At 44.4% G+C, this 23,539-nt stretch carries 18 protein-coding genes; 8 read left to right on the top strand and 10 right to left on the bottom strand.

Features of this window, described 5'->3' with window-relative positions:
• Positions 1-71: 71 nt before the first annotated feature.
• The 5 genes from vmeQ to R7D93_RS01470 form a co-directional block, all read right to left on the bottom strand.
• Complete coding sequence (gene vmeQ, locus R7D93_RS01450; RefSeq protein WP_225496337.1) at positions 72-3,212, bottom strand: efflux RND transporter permease subunit VmeQ; 3,141 nt, start codon at positions 3,210-3,212, stop codon at positions 72-74.
• Between the two features lie 10 nt (positions 3,213-3,222).
• Positions 3,223-4,365, bottom strand: a complete 1,143-nt coding sequence (gene vmeP / locus R7D93_RS01455) for an efflux RND transporter periplasmic adaptor subunit VmeP (protein ID WP_225496339.1) — start codon at positions 4,363-4,365, stop codon at positions 3,223-3,225.
• A 90-nt stretch (positions 4,366-4,455) separates the two neighbouring features.
• On the bottom strand, positions 4,456-5,247 hold the full coding sequence (locus tag R7D93_RS01460) for a hypothetical protein (protein WP_017635247.1): 792 nt from the start codon (positions 5,245-5,247) through the stop codon (positions 4,456-4,458).
• Positions 5,248-5,775: 528 nt separating this feature from the next.
• Positions 5,776-7,935 carry a prolyl oligopeptidase family serine peptidase gene (locus tag R7D93_RS01465; protein WP_213969318.1) on the bottom strand — a complete coding sequence of 720 codons (2,160 nt, stop codon included), beginning with the start codon at positions 7,933-7,935 and terminating at the stop codon, positions 5,776-5,778.
• 206 nt (positions 7,936-8,141) lie between these two features.
• Positions 8,142-9,713 (bottom strand): ATP-binding cassette domain-containing protein, encoded by a 1,572-nt coding sequence (locus R7D93_RS01470; RefSeq protein WP_225496341.1) that lies wholly within the window; start codon positions 9,711-9,713, stop codon positions 8,142-8,144.
• Between the two features lie 445 nt (positions 9,714-10,158).
• Between R7D93_RS01470 and R7D93_RS01475 the strand changes: the two genes are divergently transcribed.
• From R7D93_RS01475 to R7D93_RS01485, 3 genes are all read left to right on the top strand, one after another.
• Positions 10,159-10,584 carry a universal stress protein gene (locus R7D93_RS01475; protein ID WP_005375398.1) on the top strand — a complete coding sequence of 142 codons (426 nt, stop codon included), beginning with the start codon at positions 10,159-10,161 and terminating at the stop codon, positions 10,582-10,584.
• A gap of 166 nt (positions 10,585-10,750) precedes the next feature.
• Positions 10,751-11,368 (top strand): NAD(P)H-dependent oxidoreductase, encoded by a 618-nt coding sequence (locus R7D93_RS01480; protein ID WP_213969316.1) that lies wholly within the window; start codon positions 10,751-10,753, stop codon positions 11,366-11,368.
• The gene (locus R7D93_RS01485; RefSeq protein ID WP_225496343.1) at positions 11,365-13,329 is read left to right on the top strand and encodes a monovalent cation:proton antiporter-2 (CPA2) family protein; all 1,965 of its coding nucleotides are present in this window, start codon (positions 11,365-11,367) and stop codon (positions 13,327-13,329) included. The genes R7D93_RS01480 and R7D93_RS01485 overlap by 4 nt, the downstream gene beginning before the upstream one ends.
• A 92-nt stretch (positions 13,330-13,421) precedes the next feature.
• Here R7D93_RS01485 and R7D93_RS01490 read toward each other — a convergent pair whose 3' ends face one another.
• Positions 13,422-13,715: a hypothetical protein gene (locus R7D93_RS01490; RefSeq protein ID WP_005375389.1), complete on the bottom strand. Its 294-nt coding sequence runs from the start codon at positions 13,713-13,715 to the stop codon at positions 13,422-13,424.
• A gap of 245 nt (positions 13,716-13,960) precedes the next feature.
• On the opposite strand from R7D93_RS01490, the gene R7D93_RS01495 reads away from it, so the two are divergent.
• Complete coding sequence (locus tag R7D93_RS01495) at positions 13,961-14,254, top strand: ArsR/SmtB family transcription factor (RefSeq protein WP_005375388.1); 294 nt, start codon at positions 13,961-13,963, stop codon at positions 14,252-14,254.
• Between the two features lie 108 nt (positions 14,255-14,362).
• Here the strand turns inward: R7D93_RS01495 and R7D93_RS01500 are convergent, their stop codons facing one another.
• On the bottom strand, positions 14,363-15,712 hold the full coding sequence (locus R7D93_RS01500; RefSeq protein ID WP_053350526.1) for an alpha-amylase family protein: 1,350 nt from the start codon (positions 15,710-15,712) through the stop codon (positions 14,363-14,365).
• A gap of 520 nt (positions 15,713-16,232) precedes the next feature.
• Between R7D93_RS01500 and R7D93_RS01505 the strand changes: the two genes are divergently transcribed.
• Together R7D93_RS01505 and R7D93_RS01510 are read left to right on the top strand one after the other, a co-directional pair.
• Complete coding sequence (locus tag R7D93_RS01505) at positions 16,233-16,589, top strand: MerR family transcriptional regulator (protein ID WP_005375386.1); 357 nt, start codon at positions 16,233-16,235, stop codon at positions 16,587-16,589.
• Between the two features lie 58 nt (positions 16,590-16,647).
• Entirely contained in the window at positions 16,648-17,025 is a 378-nt protein-coding gene (locus R7D93_RS01510; protein WP_005375385.1) for a carboxymuconolactone decarboxylase family protein, read from the top strand.
• A gap of 77 nt (positions 17,026-17,102) precedes the next feature.
• On the opposite strand, the gene R7D93_RS01515 is transcribed toward R7D93_RS01510, so the two are convergent.
• Positions 17,103-17,333, bottom strand: coding sequence for a PAS factor family protein (locus tag R7D93_RS01515; RefSeq protein ID WP_005375384.1), 231 nt, complete (start codon positions 17,331-17,333; stop codon positions 17,103-17,105).
• 282 nt (positions 17,334-17,615) lie between these two features.
• The gene (locus R7D93_RS01520; RefSeq protein WP_005375382.1) at positions 17,616-20,042 is read right to left on the bottom strand and encodes a M9 family metallopeptidase; all 2,427 of its coding nucleotides are present in this window, start codon (positions 20,040-20,042) and stop codon (positions 17,616-17,618) included.
• A 449-nt stretch (positions 20,043-20,491) separates the two neighbouring features.
• Here R7D93_RS01520 and R7D93_RS01525 point away from each other — a divergent pair, with 449 nt between their 5' ends.
• Entirely contained in the window at positions 20,492-21,469 is a 978-nt protein-coding gene (locus R7D93_RS01525; protein WP_225496344.1) for a hypothetical protein, read from the top strand.
• Positions 21,470-21,500: 31 nt separating this feature from the next.
• On the opposite strand, the gene accD is transcribed toward R7D93_RS01525, so the two are convergent.
• On the bottom strand, positions 21,501-22,364 hold the full coding sequence (accD, locus tag R7D93_RS01530; RefSeq protein WP_053350528.1) for an acetyl-CoA carboxylase, carboxyltransferase subunit beta: 864 nt from the start codon (positions 22,362-22,364) through the stop codon (positions 21,501-21,503).
• 141 nt (positions 22,365-22,505) lie between these two features.
• Between accD and R7D93_RS01535 the strand changes: the two genes are divergently transcribed.
• Positions 22,506-23,405 carry a LysR family transcriptional regulator gene (locus R7D93_RS01535; RefSeq protein ID WP_053303804.1) on the top strand — a complete coding sequence of 300 codons (900 nt, stop codon included), beginning with the start codon at positions 22,506-22,508 and terminating at the stop codon, positions 23,403-23,405.
• Positions 23,406-23,539 lie beyond the last annotated feature (134 nt).

Below are 23,539 nucleotides of genomic sequence, written 5' to 3' on the forward strand. Positions count from 1 at the left end.
TATCAATGAAAGGCATTGGCCAATCGCACACAGCGTGGGGGTGTTGTGGAGTCAGTCAGTTGAAATCAGCGTTATTGCTCGCTCACCTCAAGTTCAGTGGGTTTCTTTCGCTTAAACTTCTCGCGCAGAGATTGCATCATCACGAAGAACACTGGCGTCAGTAACGTGCCTACAAACGTAGAGAGAATCATGCCGCCGAATACTGCAAAGCCCAGTGAGTGACGAGATGCCGCACCGGCACCCGATGCAATCACCAACGGGAATACCCCCCAGATGAAGGCAAATGCGGTCATCTGTACTGCACGGAAACGGATTCGAGCAGCTTCTTTGGCAGCATCAATGATGGATAAGCCCTTTTCTTCTCGCAGAACTTTGGCAAATTCCACGATAAGAATCGCCACTTTGGCGGACATACCGATCAAGATGACCACACCAATCTGCACGTACAAGTCGAACGGTTGTCCCACCAGCAGTAGCGTGCCCATTGCGCCGAGAATCGCGACTGGAACCGCCATCATTACCGCTGCAGGAATGGTCCAACTTTCGTACTGAGCCACCAAGAACAAGTATGTGAACAGCAAAGACAATGCGAACGCGATCGGCGCCATGTTGCCTGCTTTCATCTCTTGGTAAGTCATGCCTGACCACTCGTATGAGTAACCACTTGGCAAAGATTCCGCAGCCAGTTTTTCAATGGCTTTTACAACATCACCCGAGCTGTAACCTGGCGCTGGCGCACCGTTCACGGTTGCAGAACTGAACATGTTGTAGTTCGACAAGGTATCAGGGCCAAAGATCGGCTTCACTTTCACTAGCGTTGCCAGTGACACCATTTTTCCAGAGTTTGAACGAACAAACAGATGGTCGATGTCGTCGATGTTGTCACGGTATTGTTCTTCTGCTTGCACTTTCACTTGATACGAACGGCCAAACAAGTTGAAGTCAGAAATGTATGCGCCGCCCAACTGCGCTTGCAGTGTGCTGAAGATTCCATTCAACGGTACGCCCATTGAAATCGCTTTATCACGGTCAATATCGATGTATCGTTGCGGAATGTTCGCACGGAAAATCGAGAACGCACGCGCCACTTCTGGCTGTTGGTTGATTTGGGCAACAAAATCAGCGGTTGTTTTTGCCAATTCTTGTGGAGAACGACCTAAGTTGTCTTGCAACACAAGGTTGAAACCATCCACCGCCCCCATACCTTTGATTGCCGGCGTCGCGAAAACGAACGAAGCGGCATCTGGCGTTGAGTTCAGCATTTGGTTAACTTTATTCATCAACGCGCGTTGGTGTAGCTCAGGGTCTTTACGTTTGCTCCAGTTATCCAGTTTGATGATCAACATGCCCGAGTTTGGAATCGACGCCATGTTAATTACCGAGAAGCCCGCAACCGAAACCACGTTCTCCACACCTTCCATCTGTTTTAGCTCATCAACGTACTTCTTCATTAATGGTGCAGTACGCTGCAATGCTGCTGCGTCTGGCAAACGCATTTCGACCATGAACACGCCTTTATCTTCGTTTGGTACGAAAGAGGAAGGTACGGTCATGAACGCAAATGCCAGCACCGCAATAAGCGCGCCATACACACCGATACTCAGCACAATACGACGGCTCAAGAAGCCAACTAAACCTTGGTATTTGCGCGTTATTGCTTCAAAACCTCGATTAAACGCACGCAAAGGCGCAATAGGTTGCGAGTGAGTAGATTTCAACATCAACGCACAAAGCGCTGGCGTTAACGTTAATGCGTTGATCGCAGAGATCAGCACCGACACACAGATGGTGACTGCGAACTGGTTGAACATTCGACCGGAAATACCCGGCAATAGCGCAACCGGTACGAATACCGCCAACAAAATAAGCGTTGTTGCCAATACTGGCCCCGTCACTTCTTTCATAGCTTGGATCGTGGCCGGAATCGGGTCTAAATGCTCTTCATGGATAACCCGCTCCACGTTCTCTACCACGATGATCGCATCGTCCACCACGATACCGATGGCGAGGATCAAGCCAAACAACGAGATCGTGTTAATGGTCATGCCCATCACGCCCATGATTGCGAACGTCGCAATGATGGAAACCGGAATCGCTAAGGTTGGAATGATGGTCGCTCGCCAGTTCTGCAAGAAAACGTACACAACGAAGGTGACAAGAAGTACCGCAATCACCAGCGTCTCGTAAACTTCATCAATCGACGTCTCTACGTATTCAGTAGAGTCATAAGCGATGTCATAGACCAAATCATCAGGAAACGATTTTTCGTACTCTGTCATGGCCTCTTTCACGCGTTCCATCACGTCTAGCGCGTTCGCGGTCGGTAACTGGTACAAGGCCAGAACGGCGGCTGGTTCGTTATTCATACGACCATCAGCTTCGTAACCTTGTGCACCAACTTCCACACGAGCCACATCTTTCAAGCGAATCAAAGAACCTTTCTTGCTCGCACGAATGATGATGTTCTCGAACTCTTCCGCAGAAGTGAGTCGACCTTTAGTTTGCAAAACATATTGATATTGCTGATCACCTGGAGCTGGCATACCACCGATCTTACCCGCCGCCACTTGGATGTTTTGCGTTTTAATTGCGCCAATAACATCGCTAGCAGAAAGCTTCAAGGTAGCCAGTTTATTTGGGTTTAACCAAATACGCATTGAGTAGTCTTTCTTACCCAGCAGCGTAATGTCACTCATACCTTCGATACGTTTTAGACGCTCGACAATATTGAGATCCGCGTAGTTAGAAAGGTAGATACTGTCGTGAGACTGTTTCGGAGAACGCAGTGTGATAACGCCCAGCATGTCGGAAGATTTCTTCTTAACCGTCACACCGATTTGGTTTACTTCTTGTGGTAGAGACGACGTCGCCTGTGCCACCAAGTTGTTCACACGAACCTGCGCCATATCGCCATCTGCGCCCACTCGGAAGTAAATACGCAATGTGTATGAGCCATCGTTACCAATCACAGAAGACATGTAAATCATGTCTTCAACGCCGTTGACTTTGGCTTCTATCGGTTGTGCTACGGTCTTTTTAACCACGTCCGCGTTTGCACCCGGATACATGGTGCTCACCGTAATTACCGTTGGAGAGATTTGAGGATACTCAGAAATTGGCAAGACTTTCAGGGCGATCATACCCATCAATGTCATCGCCAGTGAGATCACCAAAGCAAACTTCGGCCGGTGAATGAAAAATTTACTTAACATCAGTACTCACTCAGCCTTGTTCACTCTGTAGTTCAACGTCTTTCACCGTTGCACCCGGACGCACTTTTTGTAGACCATTGACGATGACTTTTTCGTTAGCCGCCAAGCCAGTCAGCACAGCACGTTTCACACCGTAGGTCTGACCGAGTTCAACGTTACGACGTGACACCACGTGATCATCACCAACCACCATGACGTAGTCACCCGCTTGGTCTTGCTGAACAGCCGCCGATGGGATAAGCAAACCATCAATGGTTTTGTTGCGCAGCTTGATGGTCAAGTTGCCATATTCACCCGGCATAAGCGCGTAAGTTGGATTATCGAATTGTGCTTCTGCTCGAATTGAGCCTGTTTCTAAATCGATCTTATTGCCAACGGCGTAGATCTTGCCATCAAGCGGATACAATGAACCGTCTGAAAGCGTCAGTGTTAAATCAACATCCAGTTTGTCATCGTTACGATGAGCCACATCAATCGCACTTCTTACGCGGCGGTAGAGCTTCTCATCCACATCAAAGCCAAAGCGAATTGGGTCTACTTGAGTGATCGAAACAAGAGGAACGAGTTGAATTTTCGAAATACGGTCACCCACTCGGAAGTTGCTGAAACCCACGCGACCAGAGAAAGGAGCACGCACAGAGCTAAATTCAAGATCGAGCCTTGCTGAAACCAGCGTCGCCTTCGCCTCTTCTACCGAAGCAATCGCTGCGGCTTGCGCGGCAATGGCGTCATCGTATTGCTGCTCACTGATGCTTTTATCTTTGATGAGTTTCTTCAGACGTTCTGCATCACGCGTAGTTTGAACGAGTTGCGCTTTTGCTTTTTGCAACGACGCTTTTGCATACGCCAGTGCCGCTTTGTAAGGACGGTCGTCGATTTCAAACAGCAATTGGCCTTTTTCTACCATATCGCCATCTTTAAAATGAATCGCGGTTAATTCGCCACCGACTCGAGGCATAATATCAACGTCATTTACCGCTTCAGTTCGACCGATAAAAGTATGATAAGGAGTGATTTTTGTTTCGGTTAGAGTAACGGTTTCAACAGAGGGTGCTTGGGCAGTTTTCGTTGCGATATCGCCAGTTTTGCATCCTGATAGTAATGCAGAAGATATAGCAATAGATACCAACGCAAATTTATATTTGGCTTTCATGATAAACCTACTTTATGTAGAAAGTGCCCTATCCTAAACATTTAAATATATGGATAAACACACTTTCTATTCTGGAAATAAACGAGGGAGTTAGAATTGGTAGTTAAATTCGATACGATGATCACCATCACCGAAATTAACGTGCTCATTCCAGTTTGCAAAGTAGCGAATATTTGCGCGAGGATTAATTTGATAAGACAACGCAAACTCATGAGTTAAGATATTATCTTCACCCGCGTAATAAGTATCTTTATATTGACTAGACCCTGACAACGTATGCATATACATTGGGTTGTAGTTAATCCAGATTTTATCGGTTAATTCAATTTTTGAGTACATACCCACAACAGTGAAAGTACCTGGAATTTCATAACCTTTGTCATCACCACTAAAATCATTAGCAATAGTGACACCCGCACCAGCTAAAGGAAATAGCTGCAACATACCAAACTTAGGTAGACCTTGAATAAAGCTATAAGATGCATCTAATTTATCGTTATCAACGTCGTAGTTTACATCTAATTGACGGCCTAGACCTTTTGCGACTTCTACTTGGAAATTACGTAGTCGGAAAGAGTCAATGCTGTCATCAACGTTGGCATATATTGGATCGTCATTGTCGCGAATGCCAAATAGCTCACCACCAATGCCTTTCATTTCAATGATGTTCATCGCCATGGTACCAGGCTGGCTAGATTGGTAAGTTTGACCGATTTTGATGTTCGCGCCTTTATCAGTAATACCAAAGCCAGCTTGGGTGTATACCGCAAGTGGGTCAGACATATCTTGAAGTTCTTCGTTATTGTTTGTCTGCGCATAGGCAGAAGACGCGAGTTGTAGAGCTGCAACCATAATGGCAACAGACGGTTTCACTAAATTCATAAAACTGTATCCATTTTAATGATTATAAAATTATTAACGTCATGAGGTCATCATAAATAGCAAGCAACACAACTCGCTTTGGATAACATAAATTATCAAAGCAAATTCAATAATGACGAAACATTCGACGTTTTAATTAAAATAAAATAAAGCATCGTAAAAGTTCAATCACCGCTACTTATATCTTATATAACTTGAAATTTGGTAATACTAATAAAGAAGGAAATATTAAAACTTATGAAAATTCAATTATCATTAGAACAAATGATTAATTAATTTTACCATATAAATAGAGAGTGCAATGGATTTAGGTGATCGCGATCAATGTTTCATTTCGATCGTACAACACTCTTCAGATTTATTAGAACATTATAATAATTTTAAAAACCTTAGTTTGATTAGCCTAGAATCAAATTAGAATAGTAGGCCTATAATAAATAAAAAGGGAATCACTCTCTGTGATTCCCTTTTATTATCGAGCGATAAAGCGCCGATGCGTTTCGATAACTAAAACGCAAACAATTCGCACTATTGCAGTTTCTCTATTCCCATATTGAACAGTGCAAAACTATAAATATCTGCATTTGTCTCAATTATTTTACGCGTTGGTGTGCCTGCACCATGTCCTGCATTGGTTTCGATGCGAATTAAGGTCGGATTTGAACCCGCTTGCTTCGATTGCAACTCAGCAGCAAATTTGTATGAGTGAGCAGGAACAACACGGTCATCATGATCACCGGTTGTAATCAATGTTGCTGGATATTCCACCCCTGCTTTTACATTGTGCACCGGCGAATAACTTTTCAGATATTGGAACATCTCTTTACTTTGCTCTGCCGTGCCGTAGTCATACGCCCAACCAGCACCTGCGGTAAAAGTATGGTAACGCAGCATATCCAGTACACCGACTGCTGGCAGCGCCACTTTAAACAGCTCTGGACGTTGCGTCATAACGGCCCCCACTAACAAGCCACCATTCGATCCACCGTTAATGGCTAACTTGTTTGATGACGTTACCTCTTCATCAATTAGGAATTCAGCCGCAGCAATAAAGTCATCAAACACATTTTGCTTTTGCATTTGAATGCCAGCGTTGTGCCACTCTTTACCATACTCCCCACCACCACGAATGTTCGCTACCGCGTAAACACCACCAAGCTCTAACCAAGCCGCACGTGTCGGGCTAAAAGATGGCGTGAGGCTAATGTTGAAACCGCCATAACCATATAGGATGGTTGGTGCACTGCCGTCCATCGGAGTCCCCTTTTTATAGGTGATGATCATCGGCACTTTTGTTCCGTCTTTTGAGGTGTAAAACACCTGGCGAGATTCATATAAAGCTGGATCAAATGGCGCTTTAGATTTGTAGTACACCTCGCTATCACCATCTTTGATGTTCAGACGATAGGTAGTGCTTGGCATCTTGTAGTTGGTGAAAGAGTAGTAGACTTCGGTTTCCTCTTTTTTCCCCGAGAAACCGTATGCGCTGCCAATATCAGGCAATTTGATTTCTCGGATGAGTTTGCCGTTCATGTCGTATTGCTTCACCATCGAGATCGCATCAACAATATAGCTCGCAAACAAATTGCCACCCGCGGTAGAAACACGTAACACGTTCTTTGTTTCAGGAATCACATCTTTCCAGTTTTTGGGTTGCGGCTGACTTGCATCCACCGTCACGACGCGTTTGTTCGGCGCATTAAGGTTCGTAACCAAGTACAGTTTCGTGCCTTGGTTGTCTATCACCCAAGTATCAGAACTGGTGTTATCTAAAATGGTTTTCAGCGGGCTATTTGGCTTACTCAGGTCTTTGAAGAACAGTTTGTTGCCCGACGTCGATACGCTGGCTGAGATAAACAAGTAGCGTTCATCTTCCGACGTGTAACCCCCAACGTAGCGATACTTTTCGTCCTTTACACCACCGAAAATTAATTGGTCTTCACTTTGTTTCGTTCCAAGTTTATGAAAGTAGAGCTTGTGTTGGTCTGTCTTCGCGGAAAGTTCACTCCCTTTTGGCTTGTCATAACTTGAGTAATAGAAACCTTGATTGCCGAGCCAACTGATGCCGCTGAACTTAATATCCACCAGCGTTTCGCCGACGGGCTTTTTGGTTTCTGTGTCTAACACAATGACTTTGCGCCAATCGCTACCGCCTTCCGAAATGCTGTATGCAACCAAAGAACCATCACGTGAAAAGCTCACTCCCGCTAACGATGTGGTGCCATCTTCACTAAAAGTATTTGGATCGAGGAAAATTTCTGCTTCGCCATCACCTAACTGCCGATAAAGCACATCTTGGTTTTGTAGCCCGTCATTTTTGTAGAAATAAGTGAACTTACCCTCTTTGAACGGTTGGCTTTGCTTTTCGTAGTCCATGAGCTTAGTGATGCGCTCTTCAATCTGCTCGCGGTAAGGGATTTTCGACAGATAATCAAACGTCACTGCATTTTGTGCCTTCACCCATTCTGCGGTTTCTGGGCTGAGATCGTCTTCCAACCAGCGATAAGGATCACTCACTTTTGTACCAAAGTAGTCATCGACAACATCCACTTTTTGTGTGGTTGGATACGTGATGGTTTTCGGGGTTACCTGTTCAACCGACGATTGCGCCGCTTCATTTGCATACGCCACAGACAACACACTTCCGAGTGCGAGAGCCGTTGTGAGTGCTAGGGTGTTCTTTTTCATGAAATTCCTTTTTATTTTTCTGTTGTCTTTTTGTGCAATACATCAGAACTCTACTATCTATCGACAAAATGAATCTAATTTCATTAAACGAGTTGTGAAAGCCATCCTAACTCCCTCATTTCCTTCCAGTTCTACAAACTAGTAAGTGGAAGTGTAGAACTTGGGAACAATACTGAAGAGCCACGATGGCGTTTACTCTCTTTCGTCTAAGTCAGCTCGATTTGGCGCAAAACCCCAGACTCAGAAGCGAAATCTTGGTCGTGACTAATCAGAACAAATCCACCTTTGTATACATTTAACGCCTGACTAAGCATTATTTTTGACTCGAGGTCGAGATGGTTATCTGGTTCATCAAGCAGCAGCAAAGGCTGAGAATTTTGGTGGCTGACTATCAGCATCGCGAGCTTCATCTTCTCGCCACCGCTCAGTAGGCGCCCCAATCGAAACACTGCATCTCGACGAAAACCGATCCCGGCCAATAAGGTCCTCGCTTCACTTTCCGTCATCTCTTGGCAGCTCTCCATTACGTTCTCAAGTAACGAAAGATTTGGATTCACTGCACCAAAATGTTGGTCGAGATAATACAAAGGCGTATTCACTTGCAACTCACCACTCTGCAACGATAACTCGCCAAGCAACGTCTTTAACAAGGTTGATTTTCCGCAGCCATTTCTCCCTTTGAGATGGACTTTGTCGTTCGCAAAAATCTGCAACGTGATAGGCGTAGAATTCCCAAAAGGTAATATACCTTCTTGTATCGACAACACTTTTCGCGAACGGTTCGGATTATCTGTAAGATAAAGCTTTTGCGCCTTGAGTTGCTCATGTCGCGATTGCAACGCCTGTTCTTTGGCTTGTAAATGCGCTTGTCTGAGTTGCTCATTCTTATTGCGATTTGAAGCGCTGGCGGTCGCGCTATCCTTTTTTCCATCAAGCAAAATTTTGGGCTGACTGCCGTCTTTGCGCAGTTTGTTCCCTTGCGCGGCGCGTTGGTCTGCTTTTTCGCGATTTTTCTGGGCTTGCTCGGCTAACCGTTTTTTCTGTTTATCGACTTGCGCTAACTGCCTCTCGACCGCTTGCAGTTCAGTGCGTTTTTTCTCGACGTACACATCGTAATTTCCACCAAAAGCCTGTAAACCTAGGCCCGATAGCTCCCAAATTTCCTCCATCTCTCGCAGCAGCTCACGATCGTGACTGATGAGTAAAATCGCACCGCTGAAATGCGTCATAGACTCTATCAGCCATTGTTTCGCCTCGGTATCGAGGTGATTGGATGGCTCATCGAGAATCAAAAGATCCGTTTCGTTTTCAAATAACTGCCATAACTGCAAACGCGCCAACTGACCACCACTGAGCCGAGCACAAGAGAAATCAGGGTCTTGCGGCAAGCCCATCGCAGCAAGCTGCTGTTTGAGTTTCAGTTCAATATCCCACTGTTCGCCAACCAGTTCGAACCAATGCTCAGAAACATCACCTTGTTCAATCTGCTTCAAAGCATGTAAGGCCGAGTCTGTTCCCAGAAATTGGGCGATCGATTGCTGACCTGAAAGCAGATCAGAGGGCTGCTGGCGATACATCATGAAAGAAGAGGGAGCAGTCACAACACCGCTGGCAGGCTGAGTTTCGCCCGCCAAAATGGAAGCCAAAAGCGACTTGCCGATGCCATTGCGCCCAACCAAACCAACACGTCGTTTAGTCATGGAACAAGAAATAGACTGGAATAGCGTATCGCCATTATCAAACTGATGGCTAACATTAAAAGCTTGTAAAACTGGCATAATTTGCCTCCTGTATGACAGGGACAACAGCCGTAGCTATGATTTGAGATTGCAACAAAACGCGTGCACAAACGCATTAAGCTCTATGTAAAGCTCGACGATATACGTCAAATCAAAAAGTCGTCTTGTTGCAAAGAAATATCGGAAAGTGAGCTACGCCTACTAACCCTGCAGATCCAAAAAATAAGTAAAAATATGGATGACAGGTTTAGTTCTTCATGTTGGCGTAATCTCCTAGAGAAATGATGCGTAGAGTGTAGCTGCTTTTTTGTTCAAAAAGCAAGCTTTCTAACCAAATGTGAACAAAAAGAAAATTTCACAGTAAGTTGTTATATCACATTAACTTTTTAACAAGTCTTTGAACAATTTCGAGATCTTAGCAACACAATTTTTATCCAAGCCATACTATGCTTAGGGTAAAGATAATCCACATAAGGGCGTGGTTATGAAATACAAACATATCCTTGTTGCACTCGAACTGTCAGATGAAAGCACCGTGCTTATCGACAGAGCGGTATCAATGGCAAACTATCTCGACTCCGATATCTCCTTTATTCATATTGATGGTACGCACGGAGAAATCTATCGTGAGCTTGTAGACATTAAAGAAAACCCGGATCAAAGGCCGTTGAATGAGCATTCAATGGAATGTTTAAAAACATTTAGTGATTACATGGACTACCCACTTAAACACTTCTTTGTAGGTACGGGTGATTTGGCTGATAAATTGGAAGTCACCATTAAAGAGCAAGAAGTGGATCTGCTGATTTGTGGTCACCACCAAGATTTCTGGAGCAAGATCATTTCTTACTCCAGACACTTAATTAACAAGTCACCGGTGGATATTCTAGTCGTCCCTATTCATGATTAGTAAAACGTAACGCTTCCCAAAACCACCAATTTATTTGGTGGTTTTTTATTGATATTGAAACAGCTTAAACAGTTTTCCAAACTAGCTTGGCGATCATTTATGAGTTACATTTTCTAACCAACCCGCGCTCCTACTGGGCATGGTTATTTAGATAGCAAGGATCCCTATGGCAAATAAAAAAGTACTCATTCTCTTTGCTCATCCTTCCCAGCATCGTTCAGAAGTGAATACTCCACTTTTCAAAGAAGCTCAAAAAATTGAAGGCGTGACATGTGTTGATCTCTATGGCGAATACCCTCGTTTCGATATTAATATCGACCGTGAGCAGCAACGCTTACGTGAGCATGACGTGGTGATTTTCCAATTCCCACTATATTGGTATTCAACGCCTGCGATTTTAAAAGAGTGGCAAGATCTGGTTTTGGAATATGGCTTTGCTTACGGTACAGATGGCACAGCACTGCAAGGTAAGACCATGCTTTGTGTGCTGTCTGCAGGGGGTAAAGAAGAAGCTTATAAGGCAGAGGGCTACAACCACTTTACGATTCGTCAACTGCTTGCGCCTATTGAACAAATGTCCGCACTGACAGGCATGAACTACATTGCCCCTCTCGCGATGTTTGGCGCACGTACAGCAGATGAAGAAGGGCGAATCCCTCGTCATGTTGAGCGGTACAAGAGCCTGCTAGCAGCTTTAGTCGAAGATAGGTTGGATGTTGAAGCTGCGGCGTCATTAATCAAGCTTAACAGCGCATTGCCAGAGCTCATTAAGGAGGCTTCATGACAGGGATATTCTTACAAGCCTTCGTATATTTGATTGCTGCTGTAATTGCAGTCCCACTTGCTAAGCGTTTGGGACTTGGGTCCGTTTTAGGCTATCTCATCGCAGGTGTGGTCATTGGCCCAATTATCGGTTTAGTCGGTGAAGAAACAACAACAATCCAGCACTTTGCCGAGTTTGGCGTGGTGATGATGCTGTTTCTCGTTGGTTTAGAGCTCGAACCCAAAATGTTGTGGGCGATGCGCAATCGCTTAATGGGTTTAGGAGGTCTGCAAGTCGGCGGTACCGTCGCGGCGATTATGGGTATTGCCTTATACTTTGACCAGCCTTGGACCATAGCCTTAGCCATAGGTTTGATCTTCGCCCTCTCTTCTACTGCGATTGTTTTGCAAACTTTTAGCGAAAAAGGATTAACGAAGACGGAAGGTGGACAAAACGCTTTCTCCGTGTTGCTTTTTCAAGATATTGCAGTGATACCAATGTTGGCGTTCATTCCTCTATTGGCCTTACCTGAATTAATTGAACAGGCACAGTCCGCGGCTCAAACAGCCGCAGCGCACCATGAAGAATTAAGCCTCGTTGCGGGGTTGCCAGGCTGGGCATACGGCATCGTAATCACAGCATCGATTGCAATCGTCGTCGTTGGTGGACACTTTTTAAGTCGACCTCTGCTCAATTATGTGGCTAGCTCTGGTTTGCGAGAAATCTTTACCGCAACTGCACTCATGCTTGTCATTGGTATCGCTGCACTGATGAGTTTAGTGGGCTTATCTCCTGCCTTAGGAACCTTCTTGGCTGGCGTTGTATTGGCGAACAGTGAATTCCGCCACGAGTTAGAATCCAATATCGAACCATTTAAAGGCCTATTGTTAGGTCTGTTCTTTATTACTGTTGGCGCAGGGATCAACTTCTCGGTCCTTTTTGGTGATTTCTGGTTGGTCATGGCATTGACCATTGGCGTGATGGTTTTGAAAGCCTTGGTGCTGTTTATTCTTGCACTGATATTTAGGGTGAAAGGAAGCAACCGCTGGCTGTTTACCCTAAGCTTGGCTCAAGCAGGTGAATTCGGCTTTGTGCTTCTAAGCTTTTCAGTGCAAAACCACGTCATCCCATTTGAACTTTCACAAACTCTTGCGTTAGTGGTTGCGATTTCGATGTTCCTGACACCAGGTTTGTTTATTCTTTTTGATAGAGTGATTCTGCCGCGCTTTGAAAGCCAGTCAAATGAACGCGAAAGCGATACGATTGAGGAAACAGGCACGGTGATCATCGCCGGCATCGGCCGCTTTGGACAAATAGTGAATCGCCTATTGGTATCAAACGGCGTGACTACCGTGGTACTTGACCATCAATCTGACCAAGTCGATAACATGCGCCAGATTGGCACTCGCGCCTATTTTGGCGACGCGACTCGACCAGATATGCTACATACAGCCGGCATTGAGCACGCCGCTGCGTTGGTTGTGGCGATTGATAACCAAGAATCGAGTGTAGAACTGGTGAAGTACGTTAAGCACACGCACCCAAAAGTAACAGTGATTGCACGTGCCTTTGACCGTGGACATGGCTATCTTTTGCGTCAAGCGGGAGCTGATATTATTGAATCAGAGACCTACCATTCTGCATTGGAGATGGGCGGTCACACAATGAAAGCACTTGGCATTCACCCCTTCTTTGTTGAACAACAGAAGGCGACATATAAGCGTGTTGAAGCACGTAAGTCAGAAATACTCTACAAAGCTTGGGAAGATGATTCTGAAGGTGAACGCTATGACAACAATTTCCGACAACTGTTTATTCAGTTAGAGGAGAAAATGGCGGAAGAGATGCAAAAAGATCGTCATGACAAACTATCGCGGTCAGAACGAGGTTGGACACCGCCACCTAAAGGTTACGCCGATGACTTTAATGAAGATAACGTCCAAGAGCTAATACCACCAAGAGAAGAGCTTATCCAACGATAACGCACTCCATATTAAAAACCTCCCGCTTGGGAGGTTTTTATTTTTTCAGTACAGAGCCACACGCCGTGCAGGATAAAATGATCTTCTCGATATTACATAAGATCATTCATTAAAATCTCATACTCTTCGTTTGCTTCTTCCACTAAATGAGAAAGCTCTAACGCATCAGTAACTGCAAGATTGAACTGCCACGGAGTTGTGTCTTCTTTACCACAGATTCGAGTTTCACACCCACGACTCTCAAAAGACAAATCATCAAATTCTGTGGTGTGGCGCTCTTGAAGTTCAACAATCTCAACTTCTAATTTACCGACAGGATTGACTTTAACGTGGGCATGTAACTCCGAACTGTTAGACAAACAATAATCTCTATGAACCGCAATCATGGCCGCCTCCTTGGTCTGCCAACTGACAACTCAACATTGAGTGTAGACGAGGGATTTTGAACGTGGCGTGAAATAATAATGAAGATTGATCTGTCTCATTAGAACAGACAATTGTTGTCATGAAGGCATTAGCCAGCATGAATCTCATCTGATTTAAATTGTTCTGAGATCGTAATAGTTGGCATTTACCGAGACTTTCCCTATTATCGAAACAAAATTACTGTGGTCATTCTTTAGAGGTCAGTATGGAGCTTGAAGCCGTTGCTAAAGCACTAAAAGAGTTAGGGCATCCGACTCGTTTAAGTATTTACAAAGAAGTCGTCAAAGCGGGATACAAAGGTATCGCGGTAGGCGGCGTACAAGAAAAGCTTGGCATTCCAGCATCCACTCTCTCTCATCATATCTCGAGCCTTGCTTCAGCTGGTCTTCTCACCCAGCGCCGCGAGGGTAGAACCCTTTTTTGTGTTGCAGAGTATCAGTGCTTAGATGACGTAATTGGTTTTTTAAAAGCAGAATGTTGCGTTAACGAGTGCTCATAAATTTCTAGCAAAAACGAGAGAGTTTGAGTTTCTATTGAACTTCAGCAGAACGTGAATGACGATGAAAAACATACACACCGAAGTTGCTAACCTCGGTGTGTACATCTTCTAGTTCGCGACGAGTAACATTGACGACTTAGATGGTACGATTAACTTACCGTCAGTTGGAATGATTTGTTCTGTCATCAAATCAACCCAATTACCATCGATTTTTAATGTCAAAGACTGTTGACGCTGTGATTTATTAAGCACCACAATACCTTTGTCACCTCGCTTAAGTACGAGCATGTCATCGTTACCTTCAAGAACACTCATCGGCTCGCCATGCGTCATATTATGGAACTGGATCATTTTTGCCATTCTCGGATCGCTCCATGCACCTTGCCATCTTGGCTGACCATTTTTACCTTTAATACCGCTGGTGTTTAAGTCGGTATAAATCAACGGCACACCACCATCTCGGCCTAGAATATAGGCATAAGCTAACCATTCGTTTTCCTCGTCCATGATGAGATCAAGAAAGACATCATTGTTAGGAATATCATGTGTGATAGCAAATGTAATCGCACGACCGGGGGACAGAGCCTGACCAAAACAATAGGGATCAATCAGAGACTTGAAGCTGCCCTTTTTAGCAAACGCCTTAAACATGGTTGAGAACAAAGGGAAATCGTACGCACCTAGGCGAGTTTCCTGTAGATACGGCTCAAGAAACAGCTGATACTCTTCTTCCGTCGCACCGCCATCGGTAATAATTTCACCAAATATATGCACATCCCGCGTGATGTCGTCTGTCCAAACACGCTTAAGATGCTCTAACGTCATGTGTTTCGCAGCGTCAATACGAAAACCTTTCACACCAATAGCTTTCAGCGCCGTTAGGTACGCTCGCTGCTGTTCAACGACATGGTCACAAACACGAAGAGTTGGCAAGCCAGGGTCGGTTGGCCCACCTGTGATACGTCCATTTTGAACCTGCCACTTATCTTTCCAGTCTTTAATGCCGAATGCTTCAACAAAGTCCTCTTCATCAAAAAGTGGTTGAGATAGATCGCCAAACAACGCTAGCGACTGATATTTCTGCTTGTTGTTCTGGTATTCCTCCAAGACCTCTTGTCTTGGGTACTGAAGGTCTCTGCGAAGGTGGGCCTCATTTGCCATATGGTTAAACACTACGTCGGCATAAACCCACACACCAACTTGCTCCAGTTCACGAACCATATGAATAAAATCTTTGGTATCACCCAAGGCATTATCGATAACACGATAATCTTGTGGTTGATAACGCTGCCACCAGCGCTCATCGTGTGCGCTTTTCATTGGTGGCGAAACCAACACAGAGCCATAACCAAGCTTGCGGATTTCTTTTGCTCGTTGGGCAATGTCAGCATACTTCCAATCAAACGCATGTAAGATAACGTTTGCACCGAATGATTGTGTTTCCTGTGAGCCACTCATGTTGTTCTCCTGCTCGTTTCCACTCACGATTACTTGTTTGCATTTTTTTGTGAGTGAATTCAATAATCGAAATTATAAAAGCTATTCATCAGAGGCACTCACCCTTTTAGCACTAACTCAAGGCTGAAATCGAAGGCGTAGCGACTCATCCATTGCACAGCGATAAATCGTTCTGAGTGAATAACGGGCACACAACATACACCCCAAACAGCCCAGAACAAACCTAAGACATTGTTTTATTTAGCAAAAATATCAATCAAAAAAGATGCAACATAAGACCTACGTACGCCCTAAAATAGGCCCAAAGGATAAAAATAGCCAAGCCAACCCGTTGAGTAATCAATTGTTAATAAAACGAAACTGGCAGATGGATCACGTTTGGCGCGTTTCAAAAATCCAGTAAATCACCATACCTAGCGTTAAAAGACTAAAGATTTCTGTTTGTATCTGTCCCGAAATGACTTCAAAATACGAAACTTAGCTTGTCTCTATGGGGTATGCTCTACCTTGGAGGATAATAATGAATATCAAAGAATTTTCTGACCTCGTCGGGCTATCTGCTCATACACTTCGATACTATGAAAAAATCGGTTTACTTAAACATGTCCATAGAAACGCGAGTGGACATCGAATGTATAGTTCGAAAGATCTAAACTGGATAAGCTTTGTTAAGCGTTTAAAAGAAACTGCAATGCCACTTGAAGAGATTCTAGAGTATGCCAAATTAAGGGAAGTCGGCTCTCAATCTGTACCACAACGTCAAGCCCTGTTAGAACAACACCAAGAAAACCTCAAACGCCACATTGAGCAACAGAAAAAGCACTTATCGGCTCTAGAAGAAAAAATTGCCTTGTATAAAAGCGGAAAAGTTCGTTGACTTAGAGTTAACTCTAACGATTAAGGTGTGTTTACGTTTATTCACTAGGAACATACCGATGGAACAATCACGCTTTAACAAAGGATTAGAACTACTCTCTCAAATTGATGGCGACGCTGGTCATAATGTCATCGAAACCTTACAAGATATTTGTCCAGATTTAGCTCAGTACACCATTGAGTATCCGTTTGGCGATATTTATGCTCGCCCGGGCTTAGACCTAAAATCGAGAGAAATCGCAACCGTCGCCGCGCTAACGGCAATGGGGAATTGCGCGCCGCAACTAAAAGTGCACTTAAATGCAGCGCTGAATGTAGGCTGTAGCGAGGATGAGATTAAAGAGATCATTTTGCAGATGTCCGTCTACGCAGGTTTTCCCGCGGCATTAAACGGCATGTTTGCATTCAAAGAAGTGCTAGCGGAAAGAGCAGAGTAATAACGACGTTGAAATCAATTTAACCGCAATTAAAAACGGCCCTTGGGGTTCGGGCCGTGATTAAAACAACGAGTGAATTAGCGCTCAGGAGTTTCAAGCAGTTTAACCGCGCAATCTACCGCGTTGTTAATGCCTTGACTGCTCTCCAACTTGCCTGAACTTGCAGGACCAAGGGCACAAGAATACAAAGCCAGCTGCTTATCGAACGGCAGATCCAACTGTTCATAGAGATTTTGTCGGATTCTTGCATGTTGTTCTGGTTCTTGGTTAGCAAGGCTAATCAACGTTTCATAAATAAGCGTTTTCATGTCTTTCCCTTTTCACTTTATTGCACGGGGTGCATATATATTGTATCCATTTGGGAAGCACAAATCAGAAGCTAGGTCACAGAACGCGTCGCTAAAAAAGTTTATGTGCGCGGTAAATTGCAATACAAACCTAAAGCCGTTTAGAAAAAGGGCAACTGATAACTCGATAAACCAGCCGATTAACTAGCATTCGCCGCTGTTTGTTTATAATCGTGTCCGATATAAACAAAAACGTCGCTGTATTAGCGACGTTTTATCTCGACTTTAGTTAATCGAACCTGTTTAGTTGAAGTGCACTAGCATTTCAACGTCATCGCCTTGCTCTGGAGCCTGAAGAGCGAAGTGCACGTACCCTGCTTCAGTAACAGGAATCGCAAGGTATTCATTGCTGCCTGCATAGTTGGACGCATACTCGTGCTGCTCTACTGTAGGCCAATGCTCCCTACTCGCGTATAGATCGACATTACCAGTTTGAGAGTGAGCCGTTAGCCATACACGAACCTCTTCAACACCTTCAGGCACATAAACTGCTGCATAACGCTGCTTGTGAACGGTAAGCATTTTGGCTTCACCAGACTCTAATACCACAGGTGCTAAATCATCTTGCACTTGGGTTGGCGGTGTTTGCGCTTCCACTTCTAACGCAGCCACAAGATTCACTGAGTCATAGCTATCACGTCCAGTTAAGCTGATGTAGTAACGACCCGCTTTAACGTAACCATCTTGCTCTGGTTCAAACACAATCTCTTCATTGCTGCCATCAGCATATTGACTCATTTCGAAATCATAGTAATGCGCGACTTTGTTGTAGCTCATGTAAAGATCCGCATCACCCGCACCCTCAATAGATACATTGAAGTTAACGGTGTTGGCTGGAACATCAACGTAGAACAGTTTTTCGCTGTATGCTTCGCCACTGAGCTGAAGGCTTTGGTTCGCCGTCAATTCAGTCACTTGTGCTTCAGGGCTTGTTGGTTCTGTTGGCTCTTCTGGGTCTGTATCAGGTTGCTCAGGTTCCACTTTTAATGTGTCCAACCAACGTTCAAACTCAGCATCGTATTGTTGACCTAAAGACGTCACCTGCTGTGCCCATTGTTCGAACTGGCCAGAGCGCGACAATGCCAACAAGCTTTCGACGTCTTGTGGATGATTTTCTAACATGAATCGAACAGCTAGATAACCCCAACGATAGATACGATTGGTATCGTGAGAGTACGTGGTATCAAACACAGTGGAAAGGCTCAGTTTACCATCTGCAATCAGCTCAATCGCAGCTTGGTAACCTTGCTTGTAATGCATGTATTCAGCAAAACCTTCTAGCCACCAAACAATATGACCATGAGCCAAGTTATCGCTGAACGAACCGTATTGGTTAAATCGTGCATCTAAATAGTGCGTGTATTCATGTTCTAGGTTCAAGATAGAGAGATCTTCACCATTCGCGTAGCGATAAGCGACGAAACGCGCAGTATTGTCCGCTTTTGAAGGGTCACCTTCTAGGTACTGACCACCGTTGTCCGTTGTATTACCAAATAGGAATGAAGAGTAATCAACGTAACTAGTGTTACTCGCGAATACCGCCACTTCAACACGATCATTCAAATCATCAGCGACAGGTTGATTACCCGTATTCGCAACTCGATGGAAGTCGGCTTCTTTTGCCGCTAGCACTTCACACGCTTTCGCTGCTTGAGCATCGGTCAGATCCTCAGAGCGAATAATGGCAGGTCCCTGACATTCAAAACGATTTGGCATTACACGTGCAGCTAAATCTTGCTTGGCTTGCTCAATATTCAGACCATTTAGGCCTTCTGGTGCGTAGTAGCTCATCATTTCAACGGCAGCAAGCCATAGTTTGTCATGCTCACTACCCAGTGGATAACGCTGCATCACCTGTTGCATTACTGCCAATGCTTTGCGTTTGGTCTCCTGATCTGGGCTCGCGAGCAAACGACCAGTTTCACGTAATGCATTGAAAACGATAAAGCTTGCATCCGTATCTAATGCCCAAGCATTATCAGATGCGAATTTCACCAACGTATCAATATGGTGTGTATTGTTTGCCATGTATCGGTAGAACGCATCGTTCGCCGCATGGCCTGCCATAGAGCGGAACAAGTTGTTTAAACCATCGACCCATTGCGTGTCCTGCGCGGTTTCACGATTAAAGTGCATCAACGCGGCCATCATGCTATCCATGGTCAGCGGCAACTGCTTAACGTTATCAACCATCAAAGTCAGGCTCTTCATTGCACCAACTTGTTCACGACCTTGATCCAAAGCATGAGGGTTGTTTAGGAATAGGTTCGTCGACTGAGCAAAACGCTGACTCAACGCTTGCGAAAACTCAGGTGTACCAGTACCAGCGTTGTAGCGAACGTAGTAGGCCGCTCGAATAAATTCGCCTAGGTTCTCTAGAATACGAGCTTGATCTGCTTCACCACGATAGCGAGCAATTTCTTGATCCAGCGCGACTTGGATACGGCTTAGGCTCGCTTCACTATAGATATCATTCAGCGTTTCTGAAGGTGCTGAAAACCAAGCGTGGTAGCAATCATACTCAGCACCAGAAACGGCAGTAGCCAGATCTCGCGATTGTTGTAAATCAGCAACCGCACACTGATTTTGTGCAAAAGAGAAGCCAGACACACTCGCTAGCATACAAGCAAGCGCCAAACGATGGCGCGGGAAAAAACGGATATGAGACATAACAACACTCATTGATTATTAACATACATTGAGTGGGGGTTTATATTCTTTACAGCTCAAACAGTGAAATCAGTGTCATAAAATTTATGAAACCGCTCCCAAAAATAGGTCTTTTACTCTAATTAAATGGGAGCAATCCCACTCCAAAAAAAACTCACAATTATCAATAAAAACATTAATTTACCTTTTTCTAAATAACGACTTTATGAGGAAAATTGCCCTTAAACGCCCCCCTTAACTCTTCCAGATAGAGTTCACGACAATCAAAGGTTCTAAATTAAATTTTGATGCTTGATACCATCTATTTTTATTTGTGACTCATTCCCAATAAGTCATAGAGTGCATATCAAAAGGTTGGCATTAATGGTAAATTCTCCGCCAAATCAAACACATTTACTCCTCCAGTCATTGATGAGTGAATAAAGCAGATATTTGGCTAGGGATAATACATGTCACTTTGGGGATTTTTGGGAGCGGGGATTGCCTACTTCATGACAACGTTTGCCTTTGTTTTTGGCGGCATTTTTTGGTTATGTGCTGAAGGTAATACATTAAGAGAAACAAAGCGCCAATCATCAATAATGTCCGGGGTTATTGCTTGTACTATTGGAACTTGGGTGCTTGCTTTTGGTGTTTACGTTTACGGTTACTTTTGGGATAACTCTTCTCACCATTATTTTTATTTGCTCGCTCCATGGGGACTTGCCATTTTTGGGGTAAAACTTCGTAACCGCTGGGTTAAGCAATACGCGCGTGTAAAACACGCAAAAGAAGAACAGTGGCAAAAGCGCTGGCGAGAATTATTAGGGGAAGATACTGAAGAGCTTCCACCATATACACATGATTACGAGCTCTACTCGGGCATTTGGCAAGCCAATGAAGCGCTCCAAGAACAGTGTTTTGCAGCCCTTCCTCACGGGAAAGCAGTCTACGAGAGAGTGAAAGCCTTCCAAACGATGGCCTCCCCCGCTGGTGACATAAACAATCAAGTTTTGCTGAGTAAACTCGATCAACTAGAGGATGAAATCATTCAAGTTCTTGAGCAACACTCGCAAAAGAAAGTAAGCATTGAAACTGGCGCAGGTACTTTACACAAAGAGTCAAAACGCAATGTTTATCACCATGAGAATGGCCCAACAGAAGAGCAACTGTACGACTCAATCAACCTCCAACATGATTTGGATCGAGAGCTACGCAACATTATCTATGATCGGCTCGGTTACGATGGCGAAGATGAGTACTTTTTCCTCCAAGCGCCACTCGAAGAGCTTACCGAGAATGAAACCGCAATCAACTGGATGCTCTGGGGGTTAGTAAGCGACCATTTTGCTGTTGACCCATACCAAACGGCGTTGGATCTCAGCCTAATGAATGCGGAACCAAGATGGGGGCAAAATGAACGGTTTGTAATGATTACGGCTCAATAAACGCAAGTACTAAGTCTAACTTTAATACAACCTATTCTGAGACCACCCTCGCGTTGGTTAACTTAGCCAGTAAGCGGCCAACGCGATCGCGCATTTCACGTCTATCGACAATCATATCTAGCGCACCATGCGCTAGTAAAAATTCACTTCGCTGAAACTCGTCTGGTAGCTTTTCACGTACCGTTTGCTCAATGACCCGTCTTCCCGCAAAGCCAATACTTGCTTTAGGTTCACCAATATTGATGTCTCCTAACATGGCTAAACTCGCCGAGACGCCACCATAAGTTTGGTCCGTCAATACTGAGATATAGGGTAATCTGTGCTCAGATAAGTGGTTTAACGCGGCGCTGGTTTTTGACATTTGCATGAGTGCCACCAAAGACTCTTGCATGCGCGCCCCTCCGCAAGCGGAAAAACATACTAACCCAGATTTTGTATTAATTGCGCTTTCAACTGCTCGGACAAACTTCTCGCCAACCACTGCGCCCATCGAGCCTGCCATGAAAGAGAATTCGAATGCACACGCAACAACAGGCAGCCCCAATAACTTGCCCTCCATCACCACCAACGCATCTTTTTCTCCAGTCGTTTTCTGTGCTAAAGCAATTCGCTCTTTATATCGCTTTAAGTCTTTAAAACCCAAAATATCTTGTGGCTCCAACTCACTTGCCAACTCTTGTTGTGTTCCATGGTCCAGAAAAGAGATCAACCTTTGACGCGCAGCCATTCTCATGTGATATGAGCATTTAGGGCATACTTCCAAATTTTCTTTTAACGCGGCACGATAAAGTATTTGTTCACACACAGGACACTTTGTCCAAACGCCCTCAGGGATAGACGCTTTGCGCGAACCTATTATATTTTTATTCTCAAATAACCGTTCTAACCAGCTCATAAATTCACCACTATTGATTACGTTCTAGCGCGATATCTCGTTGTTTGTTCGCTTAAACTTGTAAATAAAATTGTATGTAACTTAGTACAGAGATAAAGTGCGATATGCTGGCTTGATAATCCAATAAAGTGGGATAATGAAATGTTTGATAACGTTGACCAAATCTGGTTAAAAAGTTTTCACTGTGTTTATGAGAACAACAGCTTTAAGCGAGCCGCTGAGTGTTTGAACATACCAACATCAAATATCAGCCGACACATTGCCCTGCTTGAAGAAAAGTTAAACATTAGGTTGTTCAATAGAACAACAAGGCGAATGACGCCTACCGAGGCTGGAGAAGAGCTCTATAGCAGCACTCATCCGTTATTGGAGCAACTCAACGCCGCACTAGAAACGGTAACGCGCCACTCACACACGGTAACAGGGAAACTGCGAATTCTTATGCCAGACACACCTGTACTGGCCAAAGCGGTTGTCACCTTTTGCACGCAATACCCGTCAATCTCTTTGTCTTGCGATACAACGCTAAACCCTAAAGATGATGTTATTGACAGCTTTGATGTCATTTTGAGTTTTCATAGAGGGACTTTGTCAGACAGTAACTGGGTGGCGAGAGAGATAAAACGCTGGCCCAGTGCCATTTTAGCCGCGCCTCAACTAATTGAGAAATACGCCACCCCTTACAAAATTACGGATCTAAGTCATGTTCCCTGCATCACGACGCTTACCGCAGTAAATGGTGCACCATGGGTATTCAGAAACCCTGTTGGGGGCCATATTACTCAAACTGTGCAATCTTCATTCAAAGTAAACAGCGGTCATCTCGCCAGATATGGCGCGTTATCAGGGCTTGGATACGCAATATTGCCAATTGAGTCATGCCAAAATGAGATCAAAAATGGTGAGCTAGAAATCGTCACTCTAGAGTACGAACCTGAGGATTTAGTGCTTTACGCCTTTTACTCGTCTAGAAAACATGTAGCTAAGAAAATATCTATATTTGTTGAACATTTAAAGCAAAATGCGAAACTTAACGCTTAGCTAAGCTTTACTCAACTAATTTATCATATTTTGTTTTATCGTTTAGAAAGGACAGACACCGCTAAGCGATTTGAGACTCGATTTTTTCAAATAAAAAAGCCAGCAATTAACATTTACTGGCTTTTTATTAAAGA

The sequence above is a fragment of the Vibrio sp. YT-15 genome, from assembly GCF_033337445.1.
GTDB lineage: Bacteria > Pseudomonadota > Gammaproteobacteria > Enterobacterales > Vibrionaceae > Vibrio > Vibrio alginolyticus.